This window comes from Enterococcus sp. SB12, assembly GCF_030910025.2.
Classification (GTDB): Bacteria; Bacillota; Bacilli; order Lactobacillales; family Enterococcaceae; genus Enterococcus_B; species Enterococcus_B faecium.
The window spans coordinates 579,770-606,501 of the sequence record NZ_CP175675.1 but is presented as its reverse complement, the minus strand read 5'-3'; the positions used below and the strand labels follow the sequence as shown (position 1 = coordinate 606,501).

Annotated in this window: 21 protein-coding genes and 4 pseudogenes; 4 read left to right on the top strand and 21 right to left on the bottom strand. The window is 37.5% G+C overall.

The window, feature by feature from the left end; translation table 11 throughout:
* Window positions 1-144: 144 nt before the first annotated feature.
* Window positions 145-582, top strand: a complete 438-nt coding sequence (ndk, locus tag RBL01_RS02910) for a nucleoside-diphosphate kinase (RefSeq protein WP_002293327.1) — start codon at window positions 145-147, stop codon at window positions 580-582.
* Window positions 583-603: 21 nt separating this feature from the next.
* Here ndk and RBL01_RS02905 read toward each other — a convergent pair whose 3' ends face one another.
* The 5 genes from RBL01_RS02905 to RBL01_RS02885 form a co-directional block, all read right to left on the bottom strand.
* Entirely contained in the window at window positions 604-1,470 is an 867-nt protein-coding gene (locus RBL01_RS02905) for an Rgg/GadR/MutR family transcriptional regulator (RefSeq protein ID WP_002340346.1), read from the bottom strand.
* 159 nt (window positions 1,471-1,629) lie between these two features.
* On the bottom strand, window positions 1,630-3,723 hold the full coding sequence (locus RBL01_RS02900) for an LTA synthase family protein (RefSeq protein WP_002321113.1): 2,094 nt from the start codon (window positions 3,721-3,723) through the stop codon (window positions 1,630-1,632).
* 475 nt (window positions 3,724-4,198) lie between these two features.
* Window positions 4,199-4,822, bottom strand: coding sequence for a hypothetical protein (locus RBL01_RS02895; protein WP_002293828.1), 624 nt, complete (start codon window positions 4,820-4,822; stop codon window positions 4,199-4,201).
* Between the two features lie 158 nt (window positions 4,823-4,980).
* Window positions 4,981-6,378, bottom strand: a complete 1,398-nt coding sequence (locus RBL01_RS02890; protein ID WP_307780858.1) for a glycoside hydrolase family 1 protein — start codon at window positions 6,376-6,378, stop codon at window positions 4,981-4,983.
* A gap of 31 nt (window positions 6,379-6,409) precedes the next feature.
* The gene (locus RBL01_RS02885; RefSeq protein WP_002299983.1) at window positions 6,410-7,381 is read right to left on the bottom strand and encodes a LacI family DNA-binding transcriptional regulator; all 972 of its coding nucleotides are present in this window, start codon (window positions 7,379-7,381) and stop codon (window positions 6,410-6,412) included.
* A gap of 373 nt (window positions 7,382-7,754) precedes the next feature.
* Here RBL01_RS02885 and RBL01_RS02880 point away from each other — a divergent pair, with 373 nt between their 5' ends.
* On the top strand, window positions 7,755-8,180 hold the full coding sequence (locus RBL01_RS02880) for a hypothetical protein (protein WP_002299985.1): 426 nt from the start codon (window positions 7,755-7,757) through the stop codon (window positions 8,178-8,180).
* A 487-nt stretch (window positions 8,181-8,667) separates the two neighbouring features.
* Here the strand turns inward: RBL01_RS02880 and RBL01_RS02875 are convergent, their stop codons facing one another.
* The 3 genes from RBL01_RS02875 to RBL01_RS02865 are packed head-to-tail and all read right to left on the bottom strand — an operon-like array spanning window position 8,668 to window position 10,400.
* Window positions 8,668-9,369 carry a deoxynucleoside kinase gene (locus tag RBL01_RS02875; protein ID WP_002340345.1) on the bottom strand — a complete coding sequence of 234 codons (702 nt, stop codon included), beginning with the start codon at window positions 9,367-9,369 and terminating at the stop codon, window positions 8,668-8,670.
* Window positions 9,370-9,384: 15 nt separating this feature from the next.
* Window positions 9,385-9,825 carry a nucleoside 2-deoxyribosyltransferase gene (locus tag RBL01_RS02870; protein WP_002293607.1) on the bottom strand — a complete coding sequence of 147 codons (441 nt, stop codon included), beginning with the start codon at window positions 9,823-9,825 and terminating at the stop codon, window positions 9,385-9,387.
* Window positions 9,825-10,400, bottom strand: a complete 576-nt coding sequence (locus RBL01_RS02865; RefSeq protein WP_002340344.1) for a TIGR00730 family Rossman fold protein — start codon at window positions 10,398-10,400, stop codon at window positions 9,825-9,827. The genes RBL01_RS02870 and RBL01_RS02865 overlap by 1 nt, the downstream gene beginning before the upstream one ends.
* Window positions 10,401-10,640: 240 nt before the next feature.
* Between RBL01_RS02865 and RBL01_RS02860 the strand changes: the two genes are divergently transcribed.
* Window positions 10,641-10,850 carry a phenylalanyl-tRNA synthetase subunit beta gene (locus tag RBL01_RS02860; protein ID WP_002296192.1) on the top strand — a complete coding sequence of 70 codons (210 nt, stop codon included), beginning with the start codon at window positions 10,641-10,643 and terminating at the stop codon, window positions 10,848-10,850.
* Between the two features lie 397 nt (window positions 10,851-11,247).
* On the opposite strand, the pseudogene RBL01_RS02855 reads toward RBL01_RS02860, so the two are convergent.
* The 9 genes and pseudogenes from RBL01_RS02855 to RBL01_RS02815 form a co-directional block, all read right to left on the bottom strand.
* Window positions 11,248-11,724 (bottom strand): annotated as a pseudogene (locus RBL01_RS02855) (PTS fructose transporter subunit IIC); the annotation flags it as partial.
* A 161-nt stretch (window positions 11,725-11,885) separates the two neighbouring features.
* Window positions 11,886-12,587 carry a GntR family transcriptional regulator gene (locus RBL01_RS02850; RefSeq protein WP_002293839.1) on the bottom strand — a complete coding sequence of 234 codons (702 nt, stop codon included), beginning with the start codon at window positions 12,585-12,587 and terminating at the stop codon, window positions 11,886-11,888.
* A gap of 107 nt (window positions 12,588-12,694) precedes the next feature.
* On the bottom strand, window positions 12,695-14,137 hold the full coding sequence (locus RBL01_RS02845) for a glycoside hydrolase family 1 protein (protein WP_156249428.1): 1,443 nt from the start codon (window positions 14,135-14,137) through the stop codon (window positions 12,695-12,697).
* Between the two features lie 13 nt (window positions 14,138-14,150).
* Window positions 14,151-16,016, bottom strand: coding sequence for a beta-glucoside-specific PTS transporter subunit IIABC (locus RBL01_RS02840; RefSeq protein ID WP_165537884.1), 1,866 nt, complete (start codon window positions 16,014-16,016; stop codon window positions 14,151-14,153).
* Between the two features lie 120 nt (window positions 16,017-16,136).
* Window positions 16,137-16,988 carry a BglG family transcription antiterminator LicT gene (licT, locus tag RBL01_RS02835; RefSeq protein WP_002318719.1) on the bottom strand — a complete coding sequence of 284 codons (852 nt, stop codon included), beginning with the start codon at window positions 16,986-16,988 and terminating at the stop codon, window positions 16,137-16,139.
* Window positions 16,989-17,297: 309 nt separating this feature from the next.
* Window positions 17,298-18,011 carry a class A sortase gene (locus RBL01_RS02830; protein ID WP_002318718.1) on the bottom strand — a complete coding sequence of 238 codons (714 nt, stop codon included), beginning with the start codon at window positions 18,009-18,011 and terminating at the stop codon, window positions 17,298-17,300.
* Window positions 18,012-18,078: 67 nt separating this feature from the next.
* Window positions 18,079-18,405, bottom strand: coding sequence for a nucleotide pyrophosphohydrolase (locus tag RBL01_RS02825; protein WP_002318717.1), 327 nt, complete (start codon window positions 18,403-18,405; stop codon window positions 18,079-18,081).
* Window positions 18,406-18,526: 121 nt separating this feature from the next.
* Window positions 18,527-18,781 (bottom strand): annotated as a pseudogene (locus tag RBL01_RS02820) (winged helix-turn-helix transcriptional regulator); the annotation flags it as partial.
* A gap of 294 nt (window positions 18,782-19,075) precedes the next feature.
* Entirely contained in the window at window positions 19,076-20,329 is a 1,254-nt protein-coding gene (locus tag RBL01_RS02815; RefSeq protein ID WP_073463078.1) for a GHKL domain-containing protein, read from the bottom strand.
* A 60-nt stretch (window positions 20,330-20,389) separates the two neighbouring features.
* Here RBL01_RS02815 and RBL01_RS02810 point away from each other — a divergent pair, with 60 nt between their 5' ends.
* Window positions 20,390-21,130: a LytR/AlgR family response regulator transcription factor gene (locus RBL01_RS02810; RefSeq protein ID WP_058128723.1), complete on the top strand. Its 741-nt coding sequence runs from the start codon at window positions 20,390-20,392 to the stop codon at window positions 21,128-21,130.
* Between the two features lie 85 nt (window positions 21,131-21,215).
* Here the strand turns inward: RBL01_RS02810 and RBL01_RS02805 are convergent, their stop codons facing one another.
* The 4 genes and pseudogenes from RBL01_RS02805 to RBL01_RS02790 all read right to left on the bottom strand — a co-directional run bounded on the left by RBL01_RS02805 (window position 21,216) and on the right by RBL01_RS02790 (window position 26,680).
* Window positions 21,216-21,974 (bottom strand): WxL domain-containing protein, encoded by a 759-nt coding sequence (locus RBL01_RS02805; protein WP_002330033.1) that lies wholly within the window; start codon window positions 21,972-21,974, stop codon window positions 21,216-21,218.
* Complete coding sequence (locus RBL01_RS02800) at window positions 21,971-22,999, bottom strand: DUF916 and DUF3324 domain-containing protein (RefSeq protein ID WP_058128724.1); 1,029 nt, start codon at window positions 22,997-22,999, stop codon at window positions 21,971-21,973. Before RBL01_RS02800 ends, RBL01_RS02805 begins: the two co-directional genes overlap by 4 nt.
* Window positions 23,000-23,018: 19 nt before the next feature.
* A pseudogene (locus RBL01_RS02795) lies at window positions 23,019-25,511 on the bottom strand (Ig-like domain-containing protein); the annotation flags it as partial.
* 43 nt (window positions 25,512-25,554) lie between these two features.
* A pseudogene (locus tag RBL01_RS02790) lies at window positions 25,555-26,680 on the bottom strand (IS3 family transposase).
* Between the last annotated feature and the right edge of the window lie 52 nt (window positions 26,681-26,732).

Below are 26,732 nucleotides of genomic sequence, written 5' to 3'. Positions count from 1 at the left end.
AAAAAGAGGATGTCAAATCAATTTTCCATGTTTTTCATACTTTTTTTAAAATACACACGTTATATTCCTGTCTCACGCGGTTTTATTTGTCTCATTTTCCACCTCCCGCTATAATAGAAATATAGTAGGAAACGAGGTGCTGTTATGGAAAGAACACTTGTTATTATCAAGCCAGACGGCGTGAGACGCCATTTAGTCGGAAGCATCATTCAACGTTTTGAAGCAAAGGGACTGGCCATTGCTGAAATGAAGTTTGAAACTATGACTCCTGAATTAGCAAAAGAACATTATCAGCACTTGACTGAGCGCAGTTTTTTTGATGAACTGATCGATTACATGACTTCCGGTCCTGTCGTTTATCTTGTGCTGGTCGGCGAGGAAGTGATCGATATCGTCCGTAAGATGGTTGGGGCAACAAAAGCTGCCGATGCTGTTCCAGGTACGATCCGAGGAGACTACGCGCTGCCGGGGACTGAAAACATCATTCACGCTTCTGATTCCCGTGATGCTGCGGTAAAAGAGATCGCCCGCTTTTTCCCGCCATTCGATATAAACAAACCGTCTGAAAAAGCGGCGAAGTGATACAAATTCTAAACTGCTGGTCTAGTTGCTGGGTTCAGCAATGGCCAGCAGTTTTTTCTCTAAGGACCTCCGTTGATTCTTTCCTAACATATATTCGAGCACTGTGAAGAATTCTTGGTAGTCTTTCGTCTTTTTTTCCCCTAAAGCAGCAGAAATCAATCTTTGATAATAATCTGCCATCAATGTTTCATAGATCACTGTACTTCTTTCTTTATGTGCTAAGCTCCGTTTCATATCTTCATTCACACTACGTGCCTTTTTCAACCGACCATTTTCTATATAAAACGAAGTCAGGTTCATTAAAAAAGTAAAGAGATACTGCTCATGATTGTTCAACTGTGCTAATCGTCGCATTCTTTTTTTGATTTTCAAATAATTGTTCTCAATGAACCGATCACTGAATATCCAAGGAAAATCAGCTAGAATAGATAGTTCAAATTGACCATAGTCTGGTATCTGCATCAAGTATTCTTCAATGATTCGGCATTCATAACGTAAAAATTCAAATTCTGTCTCAGATACTTCTGTTTTTTCGACCATGTGAAGACTCAAAACCAAATAATACAGATCTTCTGTTTTCTTAAAATGCCTACGGTTATTGCTGATCTCTTTATAAGGATCAAAGCTGTCTTCTTGTACCCGATCTAGCATTCGTCTTTTTTTCTTTAACTTTATTGGTTCATCCAGCTGGTTTCGCATCCATTCATATTCTGCAAGTGTCATGTTCATTCGCTCTAAAAATGATCTCAATGTTACAAATGACATTTTTTTCACTGAATTTGTCTCAATCCCGACTAGAGAAGTCTTAGAACAGATTCCTTCCGCTAATTGGGACTGTGTCAACTTCTTGTTGACTCGAAGTTTCTTGATCAATTCACCATCATACATAATAGTTCTCCTTTTTAATTTAAATTTTTCCACATTCAATAAATAGATACGTTAAAAAGGAAAAATACACGAAAAAAATAAAAAAATGTTTTTTTCATAAAAAATACCAACCTTCAAGCATTAGAATGTTGTCTAACTACTGAAGGTTGGTTTGATTGTTTATTGATTATCTTTTTGCTGTTCAACGTCTGTTCTTGTTACTGGATATAAGTTGGTTGTTGTTTTATTGCCATTTTTTGAAAAGACACTTGTCGAATGTTCGCCTTTTTGCTTTTCGATGGCTATGTTACGTTCTGCTTCATTTTTATAGTCATATTTTTTCGGATCGATCGTTTCAAATCCGTTTGGCACATAAAAACGCAAGAGATTTTCTTGATTCAGCTTATCTGAAAGACTTAAAGCAGACTTGACTTTTTCCTGATCTTTGGAAATTTCCTCGTCGATTCCTGCTGCTTTCGTATCGATGATTTCTCCTGTTTGGTTATTGTAAGCTTTTCCTCCTAAGATGGTGTATTTGGGTGTCACGAAGTTCCCATTTCGAAAAGCCACTACTTGATCATGCTGAGGAGATAATAAATCCGTACCAAAATGGAGATAGTCTTTATCATCGATTCCCAAGAGATGAAGTAATGTCGGCAAAACATCGATTTCTCCACCGTATTCGTGATTGACTGACCCTTTAGTATAACCAGGTATATGAATCATTAATGGCACACGCTGCATTTGTGCGTTGTCAAATTCATTCCATGTATCTGGGTCTTTTCCAAGAGCACTTGCTAAGTCTTTATTATCTGTATTTGAGATGCCAAAATGATCCCCATAAATCACAAAGATCGAATTTTGGTAAATAGCGGATTTTTTCAGGTACGTAAAAAATTGTTCCAATGACTGATCCAAATAATGTGCCGTTCGAACATAGTTATCTACTGTGCTATTTCCAGTGTTCAAAGATGGAAAATCGAAATTCTTATCATCCGTATAATAAGGCGTGTGATTGGTTACGGAAAGGAATTTCGTGTAGAACGGCTGTTGTAGATGTTCAAGATATTGGGCAGATTCACTGAATAAATCTTTATCTAATATTCCATAACCTAGCGTTTCATCTGATTCATCAAAATAAGATCGATCAAAGAAATTGTCATAACCTAAGTTTTTATATACATGATCTCTATTCCAAAAACTAGCTACATTCCCATGGAAAACAGCGCTTGTATAGCCTTGCTTTTGTCCAAGGATCGCTGGTGCGGCTTGAAAGACATTATCTGACCCAAGTTCTGTGAATAATGAGCCTTGAGGTAAACCAAATGTGCCAGTTTCCAACATATTTTCAGCATCACTTGTCTTTCCCTGTCCTACTTCATGAAAAAAATTATCAAAGCTGATCGTTGCTTGATTCTGGAAAATACTATTTAAAAACGGTGTGACTTCTTGTCCGTCTACCTTCATATTAATCAAAAACTGCTGGAAACTTTCTAAATGGAGAACGATCACATTTTTCCCTTTAGCGATCCCAAATGTTTCGGGATTTGGCTCTGCATAATGTTTCTTTGTATAATCTAAAACTTCATCAATCCCATTACTGCTTGCATGCGCGCGAACACTGCTAGTCATTCCTGTTTTGATTCCATCATAAATAGTATACGCATCGATTCCTAGATATTTGACAATATATGAACGGTCAAATGTTCGCTGCAGCAATTGTGGACGGTTGGCTTCGCTCAGCGCTAGATTTCCTGAAAAAATAAGCCCTGAAAGACAGGTCACAGCGATAGCCATCGGTTTGCTGACAGGTTGACTTTTGATAGGTATTTTCTTGATCGTCAACCAAACCAGTATCCCAATGAACGTAGCAATATCCAGCCAGTAGAGGACATCATGGGGTTTCATCAAAGAAAAGGAGCTTCCTGATAACCCTTGCGACACTTTCGAAAATCCCAATACAGATTTGACTGTAATGAAATCTGTGAATTCCCGATAAAAAATAATGTTCAAGTACAACAAAAGCGTGTTTAAAATATCAATGATCAAAAGAATGGCTAATGCTGGCTTTGGCTTTTTAATATACAAAGAAAGGCCAAAAAACAATAAGGTAGTTGCAATCGGGTTGATCCACAAGATAAAGTACTGGATCGTACCTTCCACACCTAACGAAAAATCTGCATAGTAAGCAATAATCGTCTTCATCCAGAAAAAGAAAACAGCTGTCAAAACGATTGCTAAACGATTTTGGCACAATTTTTTAAGTTGTGTCACGTATATCACTTCTCTCTATTCACATTTTTCCTTATTTTGCTCCTGAAAAATGAAAATTCCCTAAAAAAGTTGTTATCTTAAGATTTTTTTATTCTTTCTAAAGATTATTCCGTGCACTTTTCACAGCATAAAACCGCTGTGATATAAGCGATTGAAACAGTAAGGTGATAAAAGTCTTGTCGCAGCTCCTGTTTAGTTGATGCAGGACAGCTTTTTCACAACTTCTTCTTTAAACGGTGTTCTCCTGCCAACTCCTCGGCCACAAGTCACAATATTTATAAAACATGAGAAGCTGTTTTTTGAAATTGTTCCTTGTGGCTCAGAGTTAAACGGCAAGCTCAAGACCTCTTGATACACGGTGTTCAATCAGCTGACCTTCGGTATTAGCTCAAAAAACGGCAAAATATGAGGAACTATTTTGCCGTTTGTTTCTCTAATACTCAGGTCAAAACGCTGATTTCACAACCTCTGTTTTTCATTGTCCATAGGATTGATATTGTCCTTGTGATGACTCATTCGTAATAATTGAGGCTTGATTTTCTTCACTTCCCGTTATCGTTTGTCCACTGCCAGAATCTGAAGGACTTGTTCCTGTCGACTCGTTTTTTTGAGAAGAGACAGTTGTTTTCTTGACTTGTTCATTTGTCTTTTTCCATTCCGCTAAACGATCGGCGACCACTTTTTTGTCTACTTTTTCAGAATAAGCGGTGATCACTTTTCCATTTTTCAAACGGGCTACTTTGTCGCCATCATGAGTCAAAAGCAAAACGGTCAAATGCTTGTCTTTAAATTGATATTGTCTGAGAGAAATCGCACTAAGTACGTCATCGATATTAATAAATTGATTTTCTTCTTTTCCTTTTGGCAAATAGATGTCCAATTCGCCTTTTTCGTAATTGGCAGTTATTTTATACTCCGCCCACCAATAAGTTGAGAATTCTTTTTTGAAATTATCTACTGATTCTTTGCTTGCTACGATTTTTTCTGTTTCTTTCTGAGCAAGATCTGCTGTCATTTTTCCTGAAAATGCTGCGGATAAAATAAGCAGTAAGAAAAAACCGAATAACCAAAAGAGAAGAAACGGTCTTTTTTTCCTCATGCTTTCCTCCACTCCTATTTAATTTTGACTATTCTATTATATACAAAAAATGAAATAGAAAGACAAAAAAGTTGAAAAAGATCGTAAATAATTGAACTTCTTTTTCACAAAATGGTAAGAATGGAGAATTTCACGCATTTGCTCTCAACTATTCTTTCTTAAGCCTCAAATCCGTTTTTATCTGATACGTCTTTGAACCAGTGACCCGATTTTTTGATTGTTCTTTTTCCATCTTGTGCTAAGTCTACTGAAATAAAGCCATATCGATTCTTATATGCATTGGTCCATGACCAGTTATCCATACATGTCCACATATGATAGCCTAAACAATTGGCACCTTCTTGAATTGCTTGATGGACATATTTCAGATGAGATTGGACAAATTCGATCCGATAATCATCGTGGATCATGCCATCTTCTTTGATAAATCGTGCTTCGTTTTCTACACCCATACCGTTTTCAGAAATAAAGCAGTCGATATTTCCATAATGATCTCGTACATTGATCAAAATATCATAGATTCCTTGTTCATAGATCTCCCATCCGCGATAAGGATTCATTTTACGACCAGGCATTTCATAATTGTCGAAATAATCCTCAGGCATTGGACCGTTTTTAGTATCGATTGGTGTTTCTTTTGCTTTTACCCGGCGTGGCTGGTAATAATTGATACCTAAAAGATCTACTGTATTTTCTTTGATGACCGTCAAATCCTCTGGATGGATCACAGGCATGAGATCAAGTTCTTTTACTATCTCAATCAATTCACTTGGAAACTCGCCTTTTACAGCTGGATCAAGGAATGAACGATTGAAGAACGCATCTGCTATTTGCGCTGCTTTAACATCTTCAGGGTTTGATTCGTCTCTTGGATAGCTTGGTGTCAGATTCAAGATGATACCAATAACACCACCTTGCTCCATTTCATGGTAAGATTTGATGGCTAACGCTGAGGCCAACGCTTCATGATAGCCAACTTGGATCGCTTTTTTCATATCTGACTCTTCTGGATAATGCCATCGATATAAATAACCTGCTTCGACTGGAACGATTGGTTCATTATGAGTAAACCATTTTTTTACTTTCGAACCGAACAATTCAAAACAACTTTTGGCATATTTTTCATAGGCTTCAACCGTTTCTCGGTTCAACCATCCGCCTTTTTCTTGCAGATACATCGGCATATCGAAATGATACAGATTCACAAAGGGTTCGATACCGTTTTCAATCAACTCATCAAAATAACGATGATGGAAACGAACGGCTTCTTCGTTGATTGTTCCAGATTCATCAGGTATCAAGCGGCTCCATTGGATAGATGTTCGAAATGAATTATGCCCAGTCTGTTTCATCAACTGTACATCCTCTTGATACTTCGTATAAACTTGTGAAGTTTTTTCAGGTCCTACTTGGTCAAAGAACTTTTGCGGTTCTTTTTTGTACCAATAATCAAAAATGTTCTCTCCTTTTCCATCACCTGAAATCCTTCCTTCTGTTTGTGGGCCACTTGCTGCAGAACCCCACCAAAAATTTGCTGGAAATTGATATTTTTTCATCAAAGCACCTCTTTTTCTTTTTTAGTTCGTTTTAGTTGATTCCATGTATGATATTTTCCATCACAATTACTTTTTCATTTTCTTCCTCTTCTTTTTTGATTCGTTTCAACAGCTGTTCTGCGGCTTGTTCCCCGATTTTATCTGTTGGTGGTGTAATCGTGATTTTCGGAAGGATGCTCAAATCGTTTTTATCCAAATAATCATAATGACTAAACGCAATATCCTTCCCGATTCTGATACCTTCTTGATTGAAACATTCGATAGCACCGATCGACATATTATAATTGCTGACAAAAATCGCTGTTACTCCTTTTTCTAATAATTCTTTTGCCCCATAATAGCCACTTTTTCTAGAATAGTCTCCTGTAAAGACCTCTAATTGGATCGATGGATCATTTTGTACCGCTTCTTTTGCTCCTGCTAAACGTTCTCTTGCTACGTAGTCTGTTTGAGTGGCAGCAATAAATCCGATTTTTTTATGTCCTTGTTCACCATGATGAGCGATCACTTTTGCTACACTTTCTCGATCATTCACTAATATTGTATCAATACCTGCTGGTCCTTCTGGGCAATTCAATGCGATAACTGGAATACTCATTTTTGTGAGCATTTCAAATCCAGACCACTCTTCTTCGGATAAGAAGACAATCAGCCCATCGATCACATGCTTCATCAGGTATTCAATTTTTTGTTCAATTTTTTCTGGCTGATCGGCAAACCCGCTTAATAATAAGCTATACCCATTTTCTTCAGCTACTCTTTCGATCCCTGAGACAACTTCCGACCCAAAACGGCTGGAAATCCCGTTTATCAAAAGTCCAATAGAGAAGCTTCGATTATTCTTCAACCCTTTAGCAATGATGTTTTCTTTATAGTCCAACGCTGAAATCGCTTCTGCTATTTTTTTCATGTTCTTTTCCTTCAGTTGCTGACCATTCAAGTAACGGGAAACTGTTCCCACTGAAACACCAGCCATCTTAGCCACGTCACGGATCGATGCCATACATTCTCACTCCTGCCAGTTACATTTGATTTCTCTTTCTTGTTGTTCGATTATGATGACCGCTTTCTTTGCATAGTGTTGCTTGTCATCAATATCCATATAACTAAAGTCTTCAGTAGAGCAACTTCCTCTCACTATTAATTATACTTAAACAAGTATTTGAACCGGTTCATTTTTAATATAGCATTTTTTTAAAAGATTGCAACACTTTTTTAAAACGCTTTCCTAAAATGGCGAATTTTTTGCCTTTTTAAAATTTTATTCTAAAATTTACTCTATTTGTGGGTGTTTTGTGCGTTTTTCTCTTCCATCCGTTTGAAGTTTTACTTTCCAATGGTATAATTTCTTTATCCTATCAAATGGGGGAAGTATTTTGAAGAAATTAATCGTACTATTTATTTTGTCTGCGGGACTTTTGACATTGACTGGCTGTAATTTGTTTGGCGGCTCTGACCAATCCTCGGATGAAACAACCGATTCTTCTGTCTTAAAAGCGGAAAAAGCAGATATCACTAACAGTGTATATACGCTAAAAGTACGTAAAGATATGGATTTATCCGCGGGACAGTTGACATTTACAGATAAAAAAATGGAATGGACACGCACGTATCAGACACAAGAAACTGATTCTTCTGAATCATCTGAAGAAAAAACAGTGCTGACAGACATCAAGATTACTACCAAAGATGACGAATATATTATTTCAGGAAAAGAAAATAAAAAAGAAGCAACCATCACATTTACCAAAATCGGTAATTACCGTTTGAAGGATGAGGATGGCAACATCTACAGTCTATAGTGCCGTCTGTTGGATCTTCTTTTGTTTCTCCCCTTCTTTTCTGCTATAGTAAAGAAGCAAGATGATTGTAAAGGAGACGAAATGGATGATCGATAGTCCTGATTATTGTACATGTAATAACAACAAAAATATCCATACAGAATTTAATGACCAAGGAAGCTTGAGCATATGCGACAACTGTCACAAACTAGTCAAAGATTCATTTAAAACATTTGAATCTTATCCTGTTCAAAATTATGTAAAAAGTAGAAGAAGATAAACAAATCCAAGCAAAACTCACTATGGCTGATTTTTATGAACTTCAAACTCAGCTTCTTCCTTTGATCAAGCTTCATCAGTAAAACAAACAGTGGATCATTTCAGTTTACAAATCAAAGAGTAAAGATTTATTTATTTCAAATATTTGAATATAAAATAACCAAACGATAGAAAGGCTTATTCTACATCACGTAGTAATTTTTCTTTCCCGTCGTTTGGTTTTTTATTTTTAGCCTAATTCTTGACCTTTTGCATGCTGGTTATCCGTAAAATATTTTCCAGCAGGCTTTCCTTCCAATTCAGCTAGTTTTTCTTGGATCTGATGGATCACCTTTTTTGCATCTTCTGGATTTTCTACAAAATCGAATTTATCCCCATCCACTTGTATTTTAGGACATACATCAAAATCTTCATACCATTGATTATAGCGGGTGTTCAACGTTTCATAATAGGTATATAACGTCTCATCGCTTTCTAGCTGTTCATAGTCACGCCCACGTTTTTTGATACGTTCTAGCATCGTGTCCAAAGAAACTTTGATATGGACCATCAAATCAGGCCGTTTTTTTGGAGCAACATCATCTAACTCGTTTAGCATCGTATCTAATAAGCTATCGTACTGCTGTACTTCGATATCCGTTACCCGACCTAAATCAGCGTTTAGATGGAACAACAGGCTATCTTCATAGATGGATCGGTCTAGCACATTGTCATCGTTCACTAAAGCATTTTTCATTGCTAAAAATCGCTTGTTCAAAAAGAAGATTTGCAATAAAAAAGCGTACTGCTCAGGATTTGAATAAAAGAGCGGCAATACTTCGTTATCTTCGACATTTTCATAAAATGGTTTAGAATCAATCTCTTTTGCAAGCATATCCGTCAAACTGCTCTTACCTGCACCAATCGTTCCTGAAATCAAAATCACTGACATACAACCCTTCCTCTTCTATAAGTACTCGCCTACGTAAGTTTCAACAGGCAATGTTTCAAAATCATATTCACGTACAGCTTGGTCTGATTTTAAATACGTATGGAGACTTTGTGTAATCATCAAGTTCGTAGGTACCGTCTCTTCTTGTACAATGATCATCGGTTTTTTCAACATAGTTGCCACACCTAATTCGTAAGCCGTTCCTGGATCGATTGTTTGATGCTCAAAGTCAAGGATAGCAACAACAAATTCTGCATTTGTCAGTTCTTCCATATCTTTTTCGTATACTTCCTGCGCCCATCCAGCGCTGAATAGTTCATAATTGCTTTCTTGGTGATGACGTGGAGAGTAGAAACTTGTGACTGTTTTGTTTTCCTCCAACGCTTTTTCGATACGACTTACTCGATCGATTTGCTCCTCTGAAAAAAATGGTCCTGCTAAATATATTTGACTCATTATTTTGCCTCCTTCAATAATAACTGATTTTTAATAGATACTGCTCGTAATTCATTGACCAGTTCCAATGGATTGTTGGAAAAGATTACTTGATCCAACCATTTTTTATCCATAAAATCCTCTTTTGCAAAAGTTTCTAATAATTGTTGCAAGCCGCTGTAATAACCGCCAATATTCAATATTCCGATTGGCTTGTCAGGCGTCAGACCGATTGCTATCCAAGAAAGAAGTTGTGAGAATTCCTCCAATGTACCTAGACCTCCAGGGAAAACGAGGACAGCATCTCCCTTTTCAAATAATAATACCTTTCTTTCATCGATCGTTTCTGTAGGAATAAATGTAGTAACATCTTTTCCAGGCAATTCAGTTTCAAAAAGCCCATTCGGATAGATACCTGTGACTTTTCCATTATTTTCCAGTACTGTTTTACTAATCACTCCCATAATCCCGGAGTATGAACCACCGTAAACCAGTTCGATTTCTTCTTGTGCCATGTATTTTCCTAACGTTTGCGCAATAAATTTGTAACTTTCTTTATTACCAAAACGGGAACCGCAAAAAACAGTAAATTTCATAAAAAAACACTCCCTAACTCAAAAGTCTATCTTCATTCTACACGTGTTTTTTTAAAATAAAAGACTAGATTTTGTAGTTTTTTAGTGGTATATAGGATAGACACCACTATATATAGTATTTAGAAAAAAATAATTTTTCAGCTATTTTATAGATAAAACAAAAATAAATAACGTGTTTTCATCGATATGAAATGACTTACTTATAGAAGATACTGGGATTTCGTCCTATATGCCAATAACGTGTATTATTTTAAACAACAAATACTTGTTTCTTTTATTAACGAAAAAATCATTTTGTTCTCGTGTTATGTTTCACTGATAAATGATGTTTCTCTAAATAAAAAAGCCGACGAACTAAACGATCAAAATTTGATCATTTTTGTTCATCAGCTTCTCCTAAAAATCTTTTTGTTAACGATAAATAGCTGGATTTGTAAAAATATCACTTGAATCGTCACTGCTGGAAGAAAATTCAGTGATAACCGCACCTGTTGCGCCTGCCTGGAACTAGTGTTTGATATTGGGCTCGAACGTGTACTGATCTCTAGCATGAAGAATAATTTCTTTTTTTACTGTATAATAACTTTCTTTCCTTTTTGGAATAGTACAGGAAAGTTTTTTTGTTTCCTTTCCTTCGACATAAGGTATACCAGACCTTTTCGACAACGAAAGGTTCTCATTTTTCCTTCATCGTCATTTCAAGGAGGGTGCCGATGCTCTGGACAGTTTCGATCGCTCCTAAACCAAAATCTGTATATTCGATTCTTTCTAACTCTGATTCTTTCATACCATTCCTGCCTCAAGGTACATCTATTGTACTTTTTTCTTGTAATCCATTCTGCCTCTCCTAACTAATTGTCAAATCATCCCAAGATATGTCTTCTTCCTCTTTTTCTTCTTGGATGATTTCTGCATTCGGATCTACTGGTTTTTTCAATAATAAAATGGTTATTCCTGTGACAAAAGAACCAGCTAACAATGCACCAATGAATGCCCATGGTCTGGTCATCGTAGCGACTGCAAACATTCCCGATGCCGGAATACGGCTATCTGCGCCCCAAAACATGCTTAATCCGCCACCTACTGCCCCACCGACTCCCGTTGCTATGACATTGCGTGCCAAGTCGTTCAATACGATAGGGAAACATCCCTCTGTGATCTGACAGATCCCCATAGGAAAAGCGGTCTTCAATGTATCGATTTCTTGACGATTGAATATATTTTTACGAATGATTTTCCCTAAGAAATAAGCGATCGTCAAGCCGAATGGGGTTACCATCGAAGCTAAAATCAATACAGTGATTGGTTCATAGATTCCTTCTGAAAATCGTGCCACACCCCCTTATCCAGAATAAATGGTAATCCAGAAACAGCCGTGTATCTGCGGTAATAAGCCTAACCAAACGAAAAATATGAGAAGCTATTTTTGTTTGGCTGTTCTTATTACTTGATGCAGGGCAGCTTTTTCACAACCTCTTTTTTTATTTATGTTTCATAATCAATATGGTAAGGATGCAGCTCCGTATGGTAGACCGCCTCCGAATATTCAATCATTTCCCCAATTTGCGTAGACGATTTCCGTATCCGTTTGATGCCGATCTGTGCGTCTGTTTTCAGAATTCCTTGTTCTTCTTCTGTTAAAAATACTGCCGAGAAATCATCAGAAAATGAGTCAATAGTATATCCTTTTTTCGTCAGCAAACGATACAAAGATTCTTTGCCAAATTCTTCTCTGCTGAATTGCATCATTTCTTGTGGAAGATAATGAACAAAATAAATATAAGGCTGATTGTTCAAATAATATAAGCGCTTAAAACAAACAGCTTGCTCACCGAAAAAGGAAAACAAAGGATCTTCCTTCTTTATATGGACCAATTGCAAATCCAGCGTTTCTTTCCGGACTTCATATCGGGAGTTCTCCAAGATTTGCGTAAAGCTTGCCGCTTTGGATAATCGATTGTAAGGACGATTGCTTAGAACCGTCGTCCCACGACCACTTTTCTTTGCGACATATTCATCTGATGCCAGCAGTTCGATTGCCTTTCGGACAGTGATTTTGCTGACTTGAAACAGTTCTTCTAATTCACTTTCTGTCGGTAACATCGAACCGACTGGATATTTTCCTGAGAAAATATCTTCTTTAATTTTATCTGCGACTTCCAAGTATAGTACACGTGTCCTTTTCATAACGTCACCCTTTGCTTTACTATTACTAAAAGAATAGCACATAAAAAATAAAAAAAGAACACAAATCACATGTGAGAAGTGTGTTCTTTTTCATTCAGCTGCTTTAATTACAAGTTTACGCCATTTGAGGCAATTACTTCTTTATACCAATCAAAAGATTTTTTCTTTGATCGATTCAGTGTCCCATTTCCTTCATCGTCTAGATCCACATAGATAAAGCCGTAACGTTTACTCATTTCTCCTGTTGATGCACTGACAAGATCCATACATCCCCAAGGCGTATAGCCCATCAAATCTACACCGTCTGCTACTGCATTAGCCATCGCTTCGATATGACGACGTAAATAATCGATCCGATAATCATCAATAATCGTGCCATCCTCTTCCATATGATCAATGGCTCCAAGACCGTTTTCAACAATGAATAATGGTTTCTGGTAACGATTGTATAATTCATTCAATGCGATTCTCAGCCCTTCTGGATCGATCTGCCAGCCCCATTCACTTGCCTCAAGAAACGGATTTTTTACTCCTCCCAGCAAGTTCCCTTCTGAAGTTGCTGCTTGTGGATCAGTCTCATTGATTGCCGTAGACATATAATAACTAAATCCGATGTAGTCCACTGGATATTCTTTTAGCAACTGGAAGTCTTTTTCCGTTTGCTCTAATTTTTCCGGATCGACTCCATATTTTTTATGGATACGCGCTGTGTATGCAGGGTATTCTCCACGTACTTGGACATCCGTGCAGAAAAAATTGAATTCTTGGTTTTGGATCATTGTTGCTGCCTGATTGACTGGATTGGCATCGATGCTGTAAGTTGTTGCATAGATAATCATGCAGCCGATTTGGATATCCGAACGCAATTCGTGGCCGATTTTTACGGCTTTGCTACTTGCAACGAATTGATTATGCCATGCTTGGAAAATATTTTGGTACTCTCCTGCTCCATTGCTTTTTACTAATCCTTGACTTAAAGCTGGAAAGTGAAAGGCCGAATTGATTTCATTGAAAGTCATCCAATATTTGACTTTACTGCTGTATCTCTCTAATACTGTCTGAGCAAATCGTTCATAGAAGTCGATCAGTTTTCGATTTTTCCAGCCACCGTATTCTTTTGCCGAATGAAGAGGCATTTCGTAATGAGAAATCGTGATCACAGGTTCAATATCATATTTTAAGCACTCATCAATCAGCTGATCATAAAATTCTAATCCCGCTTCGTTAGGAGTACCTTCGTCTCCATTTGGAAAAATTCGTGTCCAGGCAATCGAAAAACGATAACATTTGAATCCCATTTCCGCAAACAAGGCAAGATCTTCTTTGAAACGATCGTAATGATCGATTCCTCGATGATTCGGGTAAATATATTTTTCTTGATCAATCGTCCAGTCAAATTCTTCACTGCCGATAATCGCAAAGCGCTGCTTACCTCCAGGCATAGCATCTGCAACGGATAGCCCTTTTCCGTCTCGATCATAAGCCCCTTCTAATTGATTGGCAGCAGTTGCTCCACCCCATAAAAATTTTTCTGAAAAACGTGATTGCATCCTGATTTCCTCCTTATTTTACAATTGCCAGAACATCTTCGTTTGCAATAATCTCTTTTTGGTCTAATTCAAGTATATCGGCAAATGCATCAGTATTCGTAATGACAACTGGAGTGATTACGCTATAGCCAGCTGCTCTAATTGCTTCGATGTCAAAACGAATCAATAAATCTCCTGCTTTGACGAGATCCCCTTGTTTGACTAAGATCTCAAAGCCATTCCCATTTAATTCTACTGTATCCATCCCGATATGAATCAAAATCTCCGCTCCGTCAGTCGTTGTGATTCCTACAGCATGTCCAGTTGGAAAAATAGTCGTGATCTCTCCGTCTGCAGGTGCAACTAGTTCTCCTACTTCTGGATCAATAGCGATACCTTTTCCCATCACGCCAGAAGAAAAAACTTGGTCTGGTACTTCACTCAATGGCAGTACTTTACCCGTTAAAGGACTTTTTAAGGTATGCCGTGCTGAAGTAATCGGTTCTCCTGCATTCGCATGTTTGTTTTCTAATTGATTGTCTTGTGTTTGTTCGTCAAATCCTAAAATCAATGTACCTACGAATGCAAGAACAAAAGCAATTCCTGTAGCTATTACTGCTACTGTCACATTTGACTCTACACCATCCACCGTACTAATGAAAGTCGGAATCGTCAATAAGCTGACCAAACTGCTGGAGAAAGCTTTTACTCCGGAAAATCCGATAATAGCTCCACCAATACCTCCAGAAATACAAGCGGCAATGAATGGTTTCTTCAAAGGTAATGTCACACCATACACAGTTGGTTCAGTGATTCCAAATAACGAAGTCACTGTAGAAGAAATCCCTAATGCTCGAAGTTTCGTATCTTTTGTTCGCAATGCTACAGCTAAAGCAGCCCCACCTTGTGCCAAGATGGCTGGAAGAAGCATTGGCATCAATACATCAAACCCATATTGTTCGATATTCAAAAACATGATCGGTACGAATCCCCAATGCATGCCGAACATCACGAATACTTGCCATAAACTTCCCATGATTAGACCTGCTACGATTGGACTAAATCCATAAATCGAGTTGAAGAGACCGCCTAAAGCATTACCGGCAACCGTCCCGATTGGTCCTAAAGCAAGAAATGTTAATGGAACCATCACTACTAAAACGACAAGCGGAACTAAAATCATTTGCAGAAATTGCGGAATCACTTTTTTTACGAATGGCTCTAATTTACTTTGAACCCATACGGCTAGAATGATTGGTATGACAGAAGAAGTATAACCAGATGGTGAAAGAATCACTGGGATCCCAAAGAAACTGATAGCTTCTCCCGCACCAGCAACTGCTGTGATAGCTGGATACACAAGTGCCATAGCAATTGCTACTGCTAAAAACTGGTTGGCTTTGAACTTTTTAGCTGCTGTAAAAGAAAGCATGACAGGTAAGAAGGTAAAGACACCATCTGCTGCAGCAAACAATATTTGATAAGTACCGCTATCAGCTGTCAGCCAGCCCATCACCGTTGCCAATGATAAGAATCCTTTCAATACCCCGGCGGCTGCCATCGCCCCTAGAAAAGGTGTAAATATACTAGAGATAATATCGATCAGACGATTCAAAATATTTTTGGACTCTTCTTTTCCATCCTCCGAAACTGCAAGACCTTCCTCATCCACGATCGATTGATAAACATCTGCTACATTACTGCCAATTACTACTTGATACTGACCGCCACTTTGGACGACTTGGATCACGTCCGGGTCTTCTTTTAACTTTTGCGTATCTGCTAAAGATTCATCTTTTAATCTGAATCGCAACCGCGTAGCACAATGTACTAAACTTTTGACATTCTTTTGTCCTCCTACCGCTTCCCATACACGACGACCAACTGCTTGATTATCCATTGTTTTTTCCTTCTTTCTTTTTTATTTAAAAAATAAAAACCCAGATTGAAAAAAACAGTCACAAACATTCGTGAACCTATTTTTTCAATCCAGGTTTTGCCTGCCATACAGTAACAATCCTTATGATTGGATGCTTTTTTTCTCACTTACTACTCTTTGAATATGGATCGTCAAATAAATCTGCTCTGCGATCCCCATTTCCTGTTTTTGCGTTTGTCGAAGATACTCATTGATCCGTTCGACACAATGAAACGCTTTTGGATACTTTCCTTGAACTAATGCGTAGAGAAATTCATCTTGTTCGTCAGATCCTTCCCCTTTGAGATAACGCTGGGCAAAAAACTGCAGATGAGTAATAATACGCTGATAATTCAAAGATTCTTCATCGAACACGATGCCGAAGAATTTACTGATGATACTCAGTATATCTCTTACCATTGTGGTAGCGGTCATCGTCACTTGCATGTCTTCGTTTCCTTGTTGGCTATTCACAAAATGAAAGGCAATAAAACCGGCTTCATCCTCAGAAAGTTCCACACCCGTCTTTTGTTTCACGAACAAAAGAGCCTCTTTCGCTGCTTGATATTCTTTCGGATAAAATTTTTTTGTTTCAAATAATAATGGATTAGGCAGTTGGATATTTTCTTTTGCTCGTGTGATCGCATAATGAAGATGATCGGTCAATGTCAGATAAATATTAGGCGAAAATTCAACTTTTAGTTTATCTTCAGCCAGTTCGACTACTTGTTTGACCCATTCGATCTCCTCTGCCGGAATATCAGCCATCAGCTGCTGGAATTGGTTTTTAGCAAAAGAATCTCTTAAAACAAATTCTTTTTGGACCGCTTCTGGCGAAATCTCGTCCCCAATCTTTTTTTGAAAAGCTAGTCCTCTTCCCATACAAACGACTTCTTCCCCGAATCCATTTTTCGAAATGACGACGTTGTTATTCAAAATTTTATCAATTTTCATTTTGCTTCGCCCTCTCAAGAAAAATAAAAAAACCTAGAATTCGCCTACTGTTTCTTAGCTGAATTCTGGTTTTGCCTACCGTACAGTAACAATCCATTTCTTATTCAAAATCATCATACCATCGAATTTTTATTTATGCAAGCCTTTTCATATAAAAAATAAAAAAACTGGAACACAAGTCTATCTAGAAAACAACCAAATCAGAGATGCACCTCTTTGCGTTCCTCTTTTTTTCAGCAAATTGGTTTTTCCTTATCGATTCATATCCTTTGGCTGTTTTTAATCTGTAACGACTTATGTCCCAGTATCCTAAAATGTTTTTGTCTCTAGATTGAAAGCAGATCTCATATCATCTGTCGCATCTTTTATCGGTGTAACACTTTCCAGTTCTCCTTGTACAACTAGTCGCGTGACGGCATCCATGTCGCCACAAGTAATTAGTGTGACAATTTCTTTTCCCTCGACTTCATTCAGTAATTGGGTATCTGTAGGAGCAACTTTTTCTTTAAAAAATGTTTTGTATGTATACACATTTTCTAAATCTGTCAAATAGATCTTGGCACCCATCTCTAAATTTTCCAGCGGTGTAAACAACAATTCAGGGTTCGTTGCACGATGGCTTGCTAAGGCATAATTTCCTTTTCCCATTTCTTGATCTGGAGATAATGTTCCTGCTCCGTAAAGTAGTGACGTATTATCCAAGCCTTTGAAAATCGGTAAATTGATTGAAACTGAAGGGACTGCGATACTAGCAATCACTGGTAGATCTGTTCCTCTCATCTGCGACCTCATGACCCCTTCTGTCGTCATTGGTTCTACCGCATCAAAGTCAAAACTGACATCTTTATCGTTATTCTTTTTCAGATCTTCTTTTGTTACATTCGCTATAGCATATTTATCTCCTGTCTCTCTGACAAGATAATCCTTGATCTGTTCATTGAAAATCAAAGCTAGTCCTACTAATAACAAGAGGAACAAGAGGATATTGACTAGCCATCTTTTTGCTTTTCCTTTTTTTTTCATTTTCTCTCCCTCCAGACTCATTTTACTGTTTTTCTTTTGCTCTTTCCAACAGCCGAATGACACATTTCTAAAACTCTGTGTATTTTTTTCGTACACCTGCGCTTTTTTCTACAGGATATTTCAAATTATTTTTGATCAATTTTTCTTCAATGATCTCATCTAGATCCAGCTGAAGGTTGTCTGCCATCATGTATGAATAGATCAATACATCCGCCAGTTCTTCTTTGATTCGTTCTAATTGTGTTTCTTTTACTTCTTCCGGCGTTTTCCATTGAAAAAGTTCTAACAATTCAGATGCTTCCAAAGAAATAGAAATAGCCAAATCTTTTTCGTTATGAAATTGTCGCCAATTACGTTCATCTCTAAACTGGTTGACTTTTTCCATGCTATTCATTTGCTTGCCTTCTTCCAATCATTTCTTACTTGATTAATCATACCATTTTTTTACATAAAAAATAGATGATGCTTTTAAAAAAACTCCTGTTTTCTTTTATTTAAAATAAATGTCATAGAAATCAGTAATTTAGGTAGCCACCATGTGTATGCAGTAATGTGACTTCTTCCCCTGAGGCTTTTTGTTTTTCGATACGTTCTTCTCCCCAAACAGACATCGCTACTAGAATCTCTCTTAATGATTTTCCTTCTTCGGTGAGCGAGTACTCTACTTTAGGCGGGACTTGGTTATAGACTTTTCGATGGACAATGCCATCTTGTTCTAACTCTCTTAACTGCTGGGTCAGCATTTTTTGTGTGATCGTAGGGATTTTCTTGCTTCTCCACGCCTAAAATAAGCGATATTGCTCTTCCCTTTATCTGGTGTAAGCAAAGCAGTTAGCATTTTGACGATCGTGGGTTCCGCTTTTCACTTCTTATCTACTTAGTATCATGAAGTATACTTTCGTACTAATACTAAGTAGCGGAAGTGTCAACTACTTTGTTTAACTACATAGCAAAAGAAACAGAAGGGTGACAACGGTCATCACGCTTCTGTTTCTTTTGAATATGCTGTGTTGTTGTCTCTATCTCCGTGTAGACTTTCCTCAATCTTATCCTTTGACAGTAAGTCAGTAGGCTGATTTGCTCTTTCTAGATGCCAGATACATTTCTACAAAAAAATAGTGATTCTGTTTTGAAAATTCGATTTTTAGTTCTGCATTTTCGTAAACATCCAACATTTTTTTCGCACTGTATAGACCTAACCCGCCATTTTTTTTAGAGGTTTTTCCTATTTTGACCATCTCCGATAGCGTCAAATTCGTCGGATTTGCCTTGTTCGCTATACTAAAACGTAATCCCTCTTTTTCTTCCAGCAGATTGATCGTAATCGGACTCTGATCGGCTACACGATGATCGAATGCGTTAGAAATAAAAATAGATAAACAGCGAATAAAAACAACCAGATCAATCGGGATTGTTTTCACTTCGACAGGAATAACTACTTGGATCGGGATTTTCTCCGATTCTGCTTTTTCTAGAAATTTTAAAAAGACACCCCTGACAGCTGGGGATACAATATTTGTTAGCTGTTGTATTTGCGGTTTTTCAAAAATAGCTGCAGAATGATCTTCTAAGATTTCTAAAAATTCCAACGTTTCTTTTTTATTTTCCTGAAGAGTAATTTTTAATGAAAACAGTAGACTTTTATAATCATGTTTGAATTCCTCTAGATGATGGTAATATTCTTCATTTATTTGATACAGTTGAAGCGATTCCTGATGTTGTCTTTCTTTTACTTGGAAACTGATCAACATAATGGAAAAAAACAAAGAAAAAAAACTGATGACTATCGACAAAAGAGATAGAAGCAGATAATTAGATGAGCGGAAGTGAACACTTCCCAATACCAAGTAAATCACGCCCCAGCTTAATAAAATACAAATACCTCCAAAATAGTGTTCAGTTGGATAAGTAAAAAGCAAGTTGAGAAATCTCGTCTGTTTGTCTATACTTTTTACTAATAGATAGAAAATAAATGCGATAAGTAGTGCAAAAAAACTTGCTGTTCCAAGATGTCTCTTTCCTAAATAATCCATCAGATCAAAAACCAGAAAAAAGCTGAGTCCAGTGATAGCAAAAAAAAGATTACTGATCAAACAGCTGATAAACAGGTTTTTCGTAGTAAAATAAAAAAGAAACATCAATAATAAGCCAACTAGGTAAGGAAAGCTCACTTTAGGGATAGGAAATAAAAGTGTCACCACCATCAAAGCTATACAACCAAAGCTGTTTTTTACTAGCAGTTGTTTCGAAAAGAATAAATAGATACCTAAATCTAAAATCAAAGTAAAGTTCAAATAAAGTGTCACTGTTGCGACCATCTTATTCCTCCATTGTTTTGTTTCAAAATGTACACATATTTTTTTAATAGGAGCCTGCATATGAAAAAGTATTTTATCATAGAAGATAACCAGTTTCACAGCGAATGGATCATCAAAGAATTGGTCAATCATCATATCGAGAATATCGTGCAGCTCACTTCTATCTCTCAAATCAATCAGTTGATCCAGTTGGGCACTATTTATAATCACGATGTTTTCTTTATCGATATCGACTTGAAGCAATCACTCACAGGTATTGATGTCGCCGAACAAATACGTAAAAAAAATGCACATAGTAATATTGTTTTTTTCACCGCTTATACGAATTTTGCAGTAGAGATCATCAATCGGAAAATCCTTCCGATTGGATATATCAGAAAAGACAGGAATTTATCTGAACAAATTCGTCAAGTGCTAGAACAGATCAATTGGAAAGAACAGCAAATCGTAAATGTCGATAAAATCTTTATTGATCAAAAAGGTGGAAGTCTCGTCCTGTATCCTCGGGAAATTTTATATATTGAAAGTATCAAAGGTTTGAAAAACCAAGTTATGGTCAAAACAACTACAGAAGATAAATTAGTGAATACTTCTTTAAAACAATTGAAGACAGAGTTGGAAAAGTATGCTTACTTTTTACTATTAAAATCTTACTGTATCAACTTATCGCAATTGCAGAAAATTGATTCTGCTCATTATGTGTTAGAATTTTTCAATGGTGACTCCTTACTCGTTGGTCGAAAGATCTTTGAAAAGACAAAGGAACGTTTCCATGACTTCCAAAAAACTGCTTCGAGTTGATGAATAAGAGCTGAGACGTAAGCATAGCAGATTTCAGGGAGTAGGCCTTGAATCGGCTCCACTCCCTGAAGTCATTGATTTGATTTTACGCTTTCCCTTCTGTAGGAGCATCTGTTAACGACCATGTGAATGTTGAAACGTAGTTGTCTACGGCATAATTGGATACAGGAACAAATAATTCCACTGATTGTCTCCCTTGTTCCACATTCTCTCCTAATGAATAAATCCATGTGCCAATCCCTTCATTTGCTCCTGCAGTTACTAGATCTACTGCCTGATCTGCTGGGATCTCAATTCCTTCAGCGCCAGTACCAGAAATAGTAGATGGCGTTCCACTGCTATTAGTTGCGCTATTTCGAATCACGGCGTTTTTGAATTTCACCTTTGAACCAGTTAGTTTATTCGTATCAGATGTTGTACCAATAAATTCTGTTCGTTTGACTGATAGTTTCCAACCGGCATAAATTCCGCTTTTATCCGTTACTTGTACGAAATTCTGTACTTGTGTTGCTGTCCCTGTACTGTCCGTTCCGTTTTGTAATGCAGCATATACTGTTTTTGCTGTACCTAACTTGATTGTTCCAAAATCAAGATCTGGAGCTTGGTCAATCGTCAGTAATCCGGATGTTCCCTGATTTGGTTCGTCAGGTGTAAACGGCGTATCGGGATCATTTGGATCAACAGGAGGAACTGGAACAACGTCTTCAGGATTTGCGGCATCTGGTTTTGTTACAGAAATCGTTCCTTCTGTAGTGGCTGAGCTCTTATTCTCAGCAAAAACACTTTGTGTACATAATAATAGACTTCCAGCTAGAACGGTACTTAATGCAATTGTTTTTTTCATTTCTTTTTCCTTCTTTCTTTTAAAATAAATAATCCAGCAAATAAGCCAATAAGAATGACTCCAACAAGTATCAGCCATCGCCAGTCAAATGTTTCTGGCTGATTTTTTAAATCAATATCCTTTTCATTCAATTGGTCCGCTGCATCATCAGTTATTTCAAAATCGGTATGGAGATTCCAGCGTTTTTCTTTCCAAGCACCCTTCACAACCGCTTGATAATGTCCCGGAGCTAATTTTTTTCCTTCTAATGGGACAAGTAAATCAAAATTTGTATTGGGTGCTACATCTATTTTTTCTTTTTTTATTGAAAGATAAGGCTCTTTTGTTTCTTTTTTGTAGATTTCAACCGATGTAGTCAAGCCGAACATATAAGAAGCATTTGGATTTTGAAGATTCGCCTTAATCACATTTCTTCCATCGCTTTGATCCGCATAAGCTTTTTTTAATTTCAAATTTGGGGAAGACTCTTTTTCGCTATTTCGAATCAAGATTGCTTTCACTTGAGAAAACTGATTGACGACACCAACTGTACTTTTGTTAGAAACGTTCTCTTTTTTTTCTTGAAACGTGATTCCTCCTGCGACCACACCAGCCAGCTCTTTTTCTGGAGCTTTCAGTGAAAGTGTCTCAGTGACCGCACTTTGAGGAGAAACAGTTATTTCTCCCACTGTTTTTGCTAAGTTTTTCATATCATAACTTAATGTTTCATCAAATTTACTTTTTGATTCTCCATATTCGATCACACCGTTTGAATTCGTCGTAGCGGAGTTGATCAATGTCTCAACTGTTACTGATTTATCTGTTCGGTTAAAGACCGTGTAGGGGATTTCCTGTGTTTTCCCAGGCTCCATCCTTACATTTATATATGTTTTGTTCTTATCAATCTGATTAGCCGGTAATTCAAAATCTACCGCAAAGTTGAATTCGGAGGCATGGACAGGTGTCTGCCAAAGGATGAATCCAAGGAGAAGGATCAGAAGTAAAGAGCAGTTGTTTCGATGACTTTTATTCCATATTCGATTCATCAATCATCCTCCTTGATCTTTATTCTGTCGGCGCATCTGCTAATGTCCATGTCATCTCTGCTGAGTAATTACCAGCTATCTGATTTTCTTTGGTTAAGACAAGTTTAAACGCCCAACCATTATTTAAATATTCTGAATAATCTGTTTGCACATTCGTTGAATTTTGTCCTCTGACAATTTCCAGTTCTTCTTCATTCACTAATTGATACTCCTCAGCTTTCTTGAAATATAGGACATCCTGCATAGAAAATCCTGCATCGGTTGTGAAAGGCTGAGATAATTTTATCGTTAAGATCCATGGACTTTTTGTTTCTCGCTGATCATAAATCCATAATTTTTCCTGTATATCCATTTGGCCAAATGCTTCTTGCGTCAACCCAGTTGCTTTGATCTGACCACAATCGAGTTTGGAAGGGGCAAGAAATGAGAGACCACCTTCTACTACAATCTTCGTAGCAGGTGCAAAAGGCGGGGCATCATGATAAACAACTGGCGTATCACTTGGATTGTGATTCCCAATTTCATCGTTGGTACTTGGCTTGTTCTGCACACCCTTAGCAGCAGCTTCTCCTGCTTGGTCGTTTAATACAATTTCTAATACATCTCCTGCAAAAAGTTGATTTTCTGGGATAGAAAGAACAAATTTCCCTGTATCATCAATAGTTGTTTCGGACAAAACAGCTTGATTTTTTTTCAATGAAACCAAAGCTCCTGCTTCGCCTGTACCTGTGATTGAGCGAGAAGCTGCATTGATCAATGTGGTACTTAATTTAGCAGGCTCAGGAGGAATCACATCGACTGTCGTTTTGGCAGAGTCCAGTTCTGTCACTTCTTGGCCGCCTCTTACTTTTTTAGCAGCAACTATTTGCACTTGATCCCCCGTTGTTAGTCTTTCTTCGTTGGGTACTTGAACCTCAAACAAACCGCCTTGTTCGCCTTCTCCCCACGGATTATATCCTGCCCCTTCATTTTCATCTGTTTGTCCTTGTGTGAGAGCAGTAATTTCTACAGGTGATTTCGTCGTATCTGCATAAGTAATACGTAAAGTCACTTCTACTTCGCCTGTCCAAGCATCTCTTGGCTTTGCCTCGACACCTTCGGGAACAACGACATGCCCATAGATTTTTTTATCTGCATTCGTTGGTACTCTTAAGGATTCAATCATCGGAAGCTGGTTATTGGCACTGATTCGATTATAATTTTTCATTCCGGCACCTGTCTGAGCAAATTCATTTGTTAAACCTGCACTAGGGCTTGATACAAAATTACCTAAGTCGGTTCCATTGATCGATAAGTCTGTCATATCAGAAAAATAATCCGGATCTTTTTCAAAGTTATCGAACGTTGCTCCTGCCTTTCGCCATAAAGCAATTTCTGAATGAGCGATCTTCAAAGAAGAATCGCCATTTCCTTGAAATACCCAGCCACCTATGCCATTAGTCTCGCTTCCGATCCGTTTGTTTTGGAAATCGAAATAGGTAGGAGATTCTAAGTCTACATTCAACACATCCCCACTGATGATGCCAGTCTTATCTTCCCCAATTTTCCCGACCATGACTAAATAAGTTTTTTCGCCAGCCATAAAGTTCAAATCAATATCTCCAGTTGTATCTACGGTAGCTCCGGAATCTGCGCGTATATCGATATTTGATTTTTCTCCAGTAACCGTAAAATCAGCTGACCCTGGACTTTCTAGAAAACCAGAAGCGTCATAAAATTGGATCGCTTGGTTTCCTTGATTGAGTCTGTTCACATAAGATTTGCCATCCCCTGCATTTCTTACCTTCAATGAGCCTCCATTAGTTACTGTTAGTTTTTGCGTACCGTTCTCAAAACGAACTGCGCTAGAACGACCACTTTGCTTATCAATATCGATGACTGATCCGGCTCCTTCTACGATCAAAGAAAGTCCTTTCCCTACAAAACGCATCCCATTGTTTCCAGGTTGGTCGCCATCTCCAGCCATTTTGACCGAGATTTGTCCACCACTTGATACATGGATTTGACTAGAATCTCCTTGCAGGCGAAATCCGCCAGTAGTCGCTGTATTGATTGTGATTTTCCCATCATTCGACACAGCGACTCTTGATCCTGAGCCTCTCATTTGGATAATTCCGCGATTGTTGTCGTTGGTAATATTGATCTTTGTATTTACCGAAAATTCACTTCCTGAGCCACTGACTTTAAATGTGACATTCCCGGGTAGCGTATCGACAGCCTCTCCTTCATCGCTGACGCCATCTGCCCGATCATAGTCAAGAGAGACCTTTGAACCACTCAAGATATGGAGTCCTGGTGCTGTTTTTCCACTGCCCGTCTCATCACCTGAATCTAGAAAACCATAGAATTTTCCTAGATATGGTCCATAAAGCTGACTACCATTGATTACATTTAGCTGATAGCTTCTACAAAAATAAGCTTTACACGGAGCGGCATTCATCCCTTCTTTCACTGGTTGGACATCCAATACACCGGAAACACCATCTAATGTGACAGTTGCACGAGGGGCGTAATGGATTTGAGTCAATATCTTGGACACATTTTAGTAGAGACGGTTAAGCCATTTTTTCTTTTGCTAATTCTTCAAATTCCTGTGGGGTTAGATAGTGAATCGAGCTATGGATTCGATTTCGGTTATAAAATCCTTCAATGTAGCTAAATAGCGCTCGATTTGCTTCTTCAAAATCTGAGTAGCTAGTCGTGTAGACTTCTTCTTTTTTCAATGAGGCATGGAAAGATTCGATTCCAGCATTATCATAAGGTGTTCCTTTTCTACTATAAGAATGCCTTATTTTGTTGGTTTTAAGCCATCGTTCCACTTCTCTTGCTGTGTATTGGCTGCCCAAGTCAGTGTGTAGAATCATTCCTTCTGGAATGTGATAATGTATTTTTGCTTTATTCAATGTTTGAATGACACAATCCACAGTCATTCGTTTTGAAAATGTATAACTAATAATTTTTTTCGTGTGTAAATCCATGATTGAAGATAAGTAACACCAACCATTTTTCTTAGTAGGAATGTACGTAATGTCAGCTGCCCATTTCTCACAGATCGTTTCAGTAGAAAAGTCCTGATTTAAGAGATTCTCTTTTGAAATGATCGGTTTATTAGACCTTTGAGGTCTATATTTTTTAACTACAATCGACCTTAAATTTAATTGTTTCATTAGCTTTTGGACATGTTTAAGAGATACTGAAATCCCTTCTTTTAATAAAACTTGATGGATCTTTGTGGCACCATAGCGTTGTTTATTCGTAAAAAAATTGTTGAAATCTTCTTTTTCAACTTATTATTTCTGATTTCTGTAGCTGTCAACGGTTTATTCTTATAAAAATAATAGACACTTCTAGGGATTTCTAATAACCGACATAACAAAGAAACAGTGTAATCCTTACACCATTTTTCAATAAATTGAACAAGCGAATTTAGGTTTTCCGAGAGAATATGGCTGCGGCTTTTTTTAAGATTTCAAGTTCCTCATTTAAACGAGCATTTTCTTTTCTCAGTTCAGCTACTTCTTTTCCAGTCAGTCCTGTGGACTGATCAGGTAAATATAAATTCTTCCATTTGTAAATCGTTGCTTCAGATAAGCCATATTCTTTCGCTAACCCTCGAACAGAACGTCCAGTTTGATTCAGTTCAACAATCATTTGTTTAAAATTTTCTTCATATCGGGTCATAAAAATTCATCCTCTCGTAGATAAGTTTAATTTATTCTTGTCTCTACGAAAA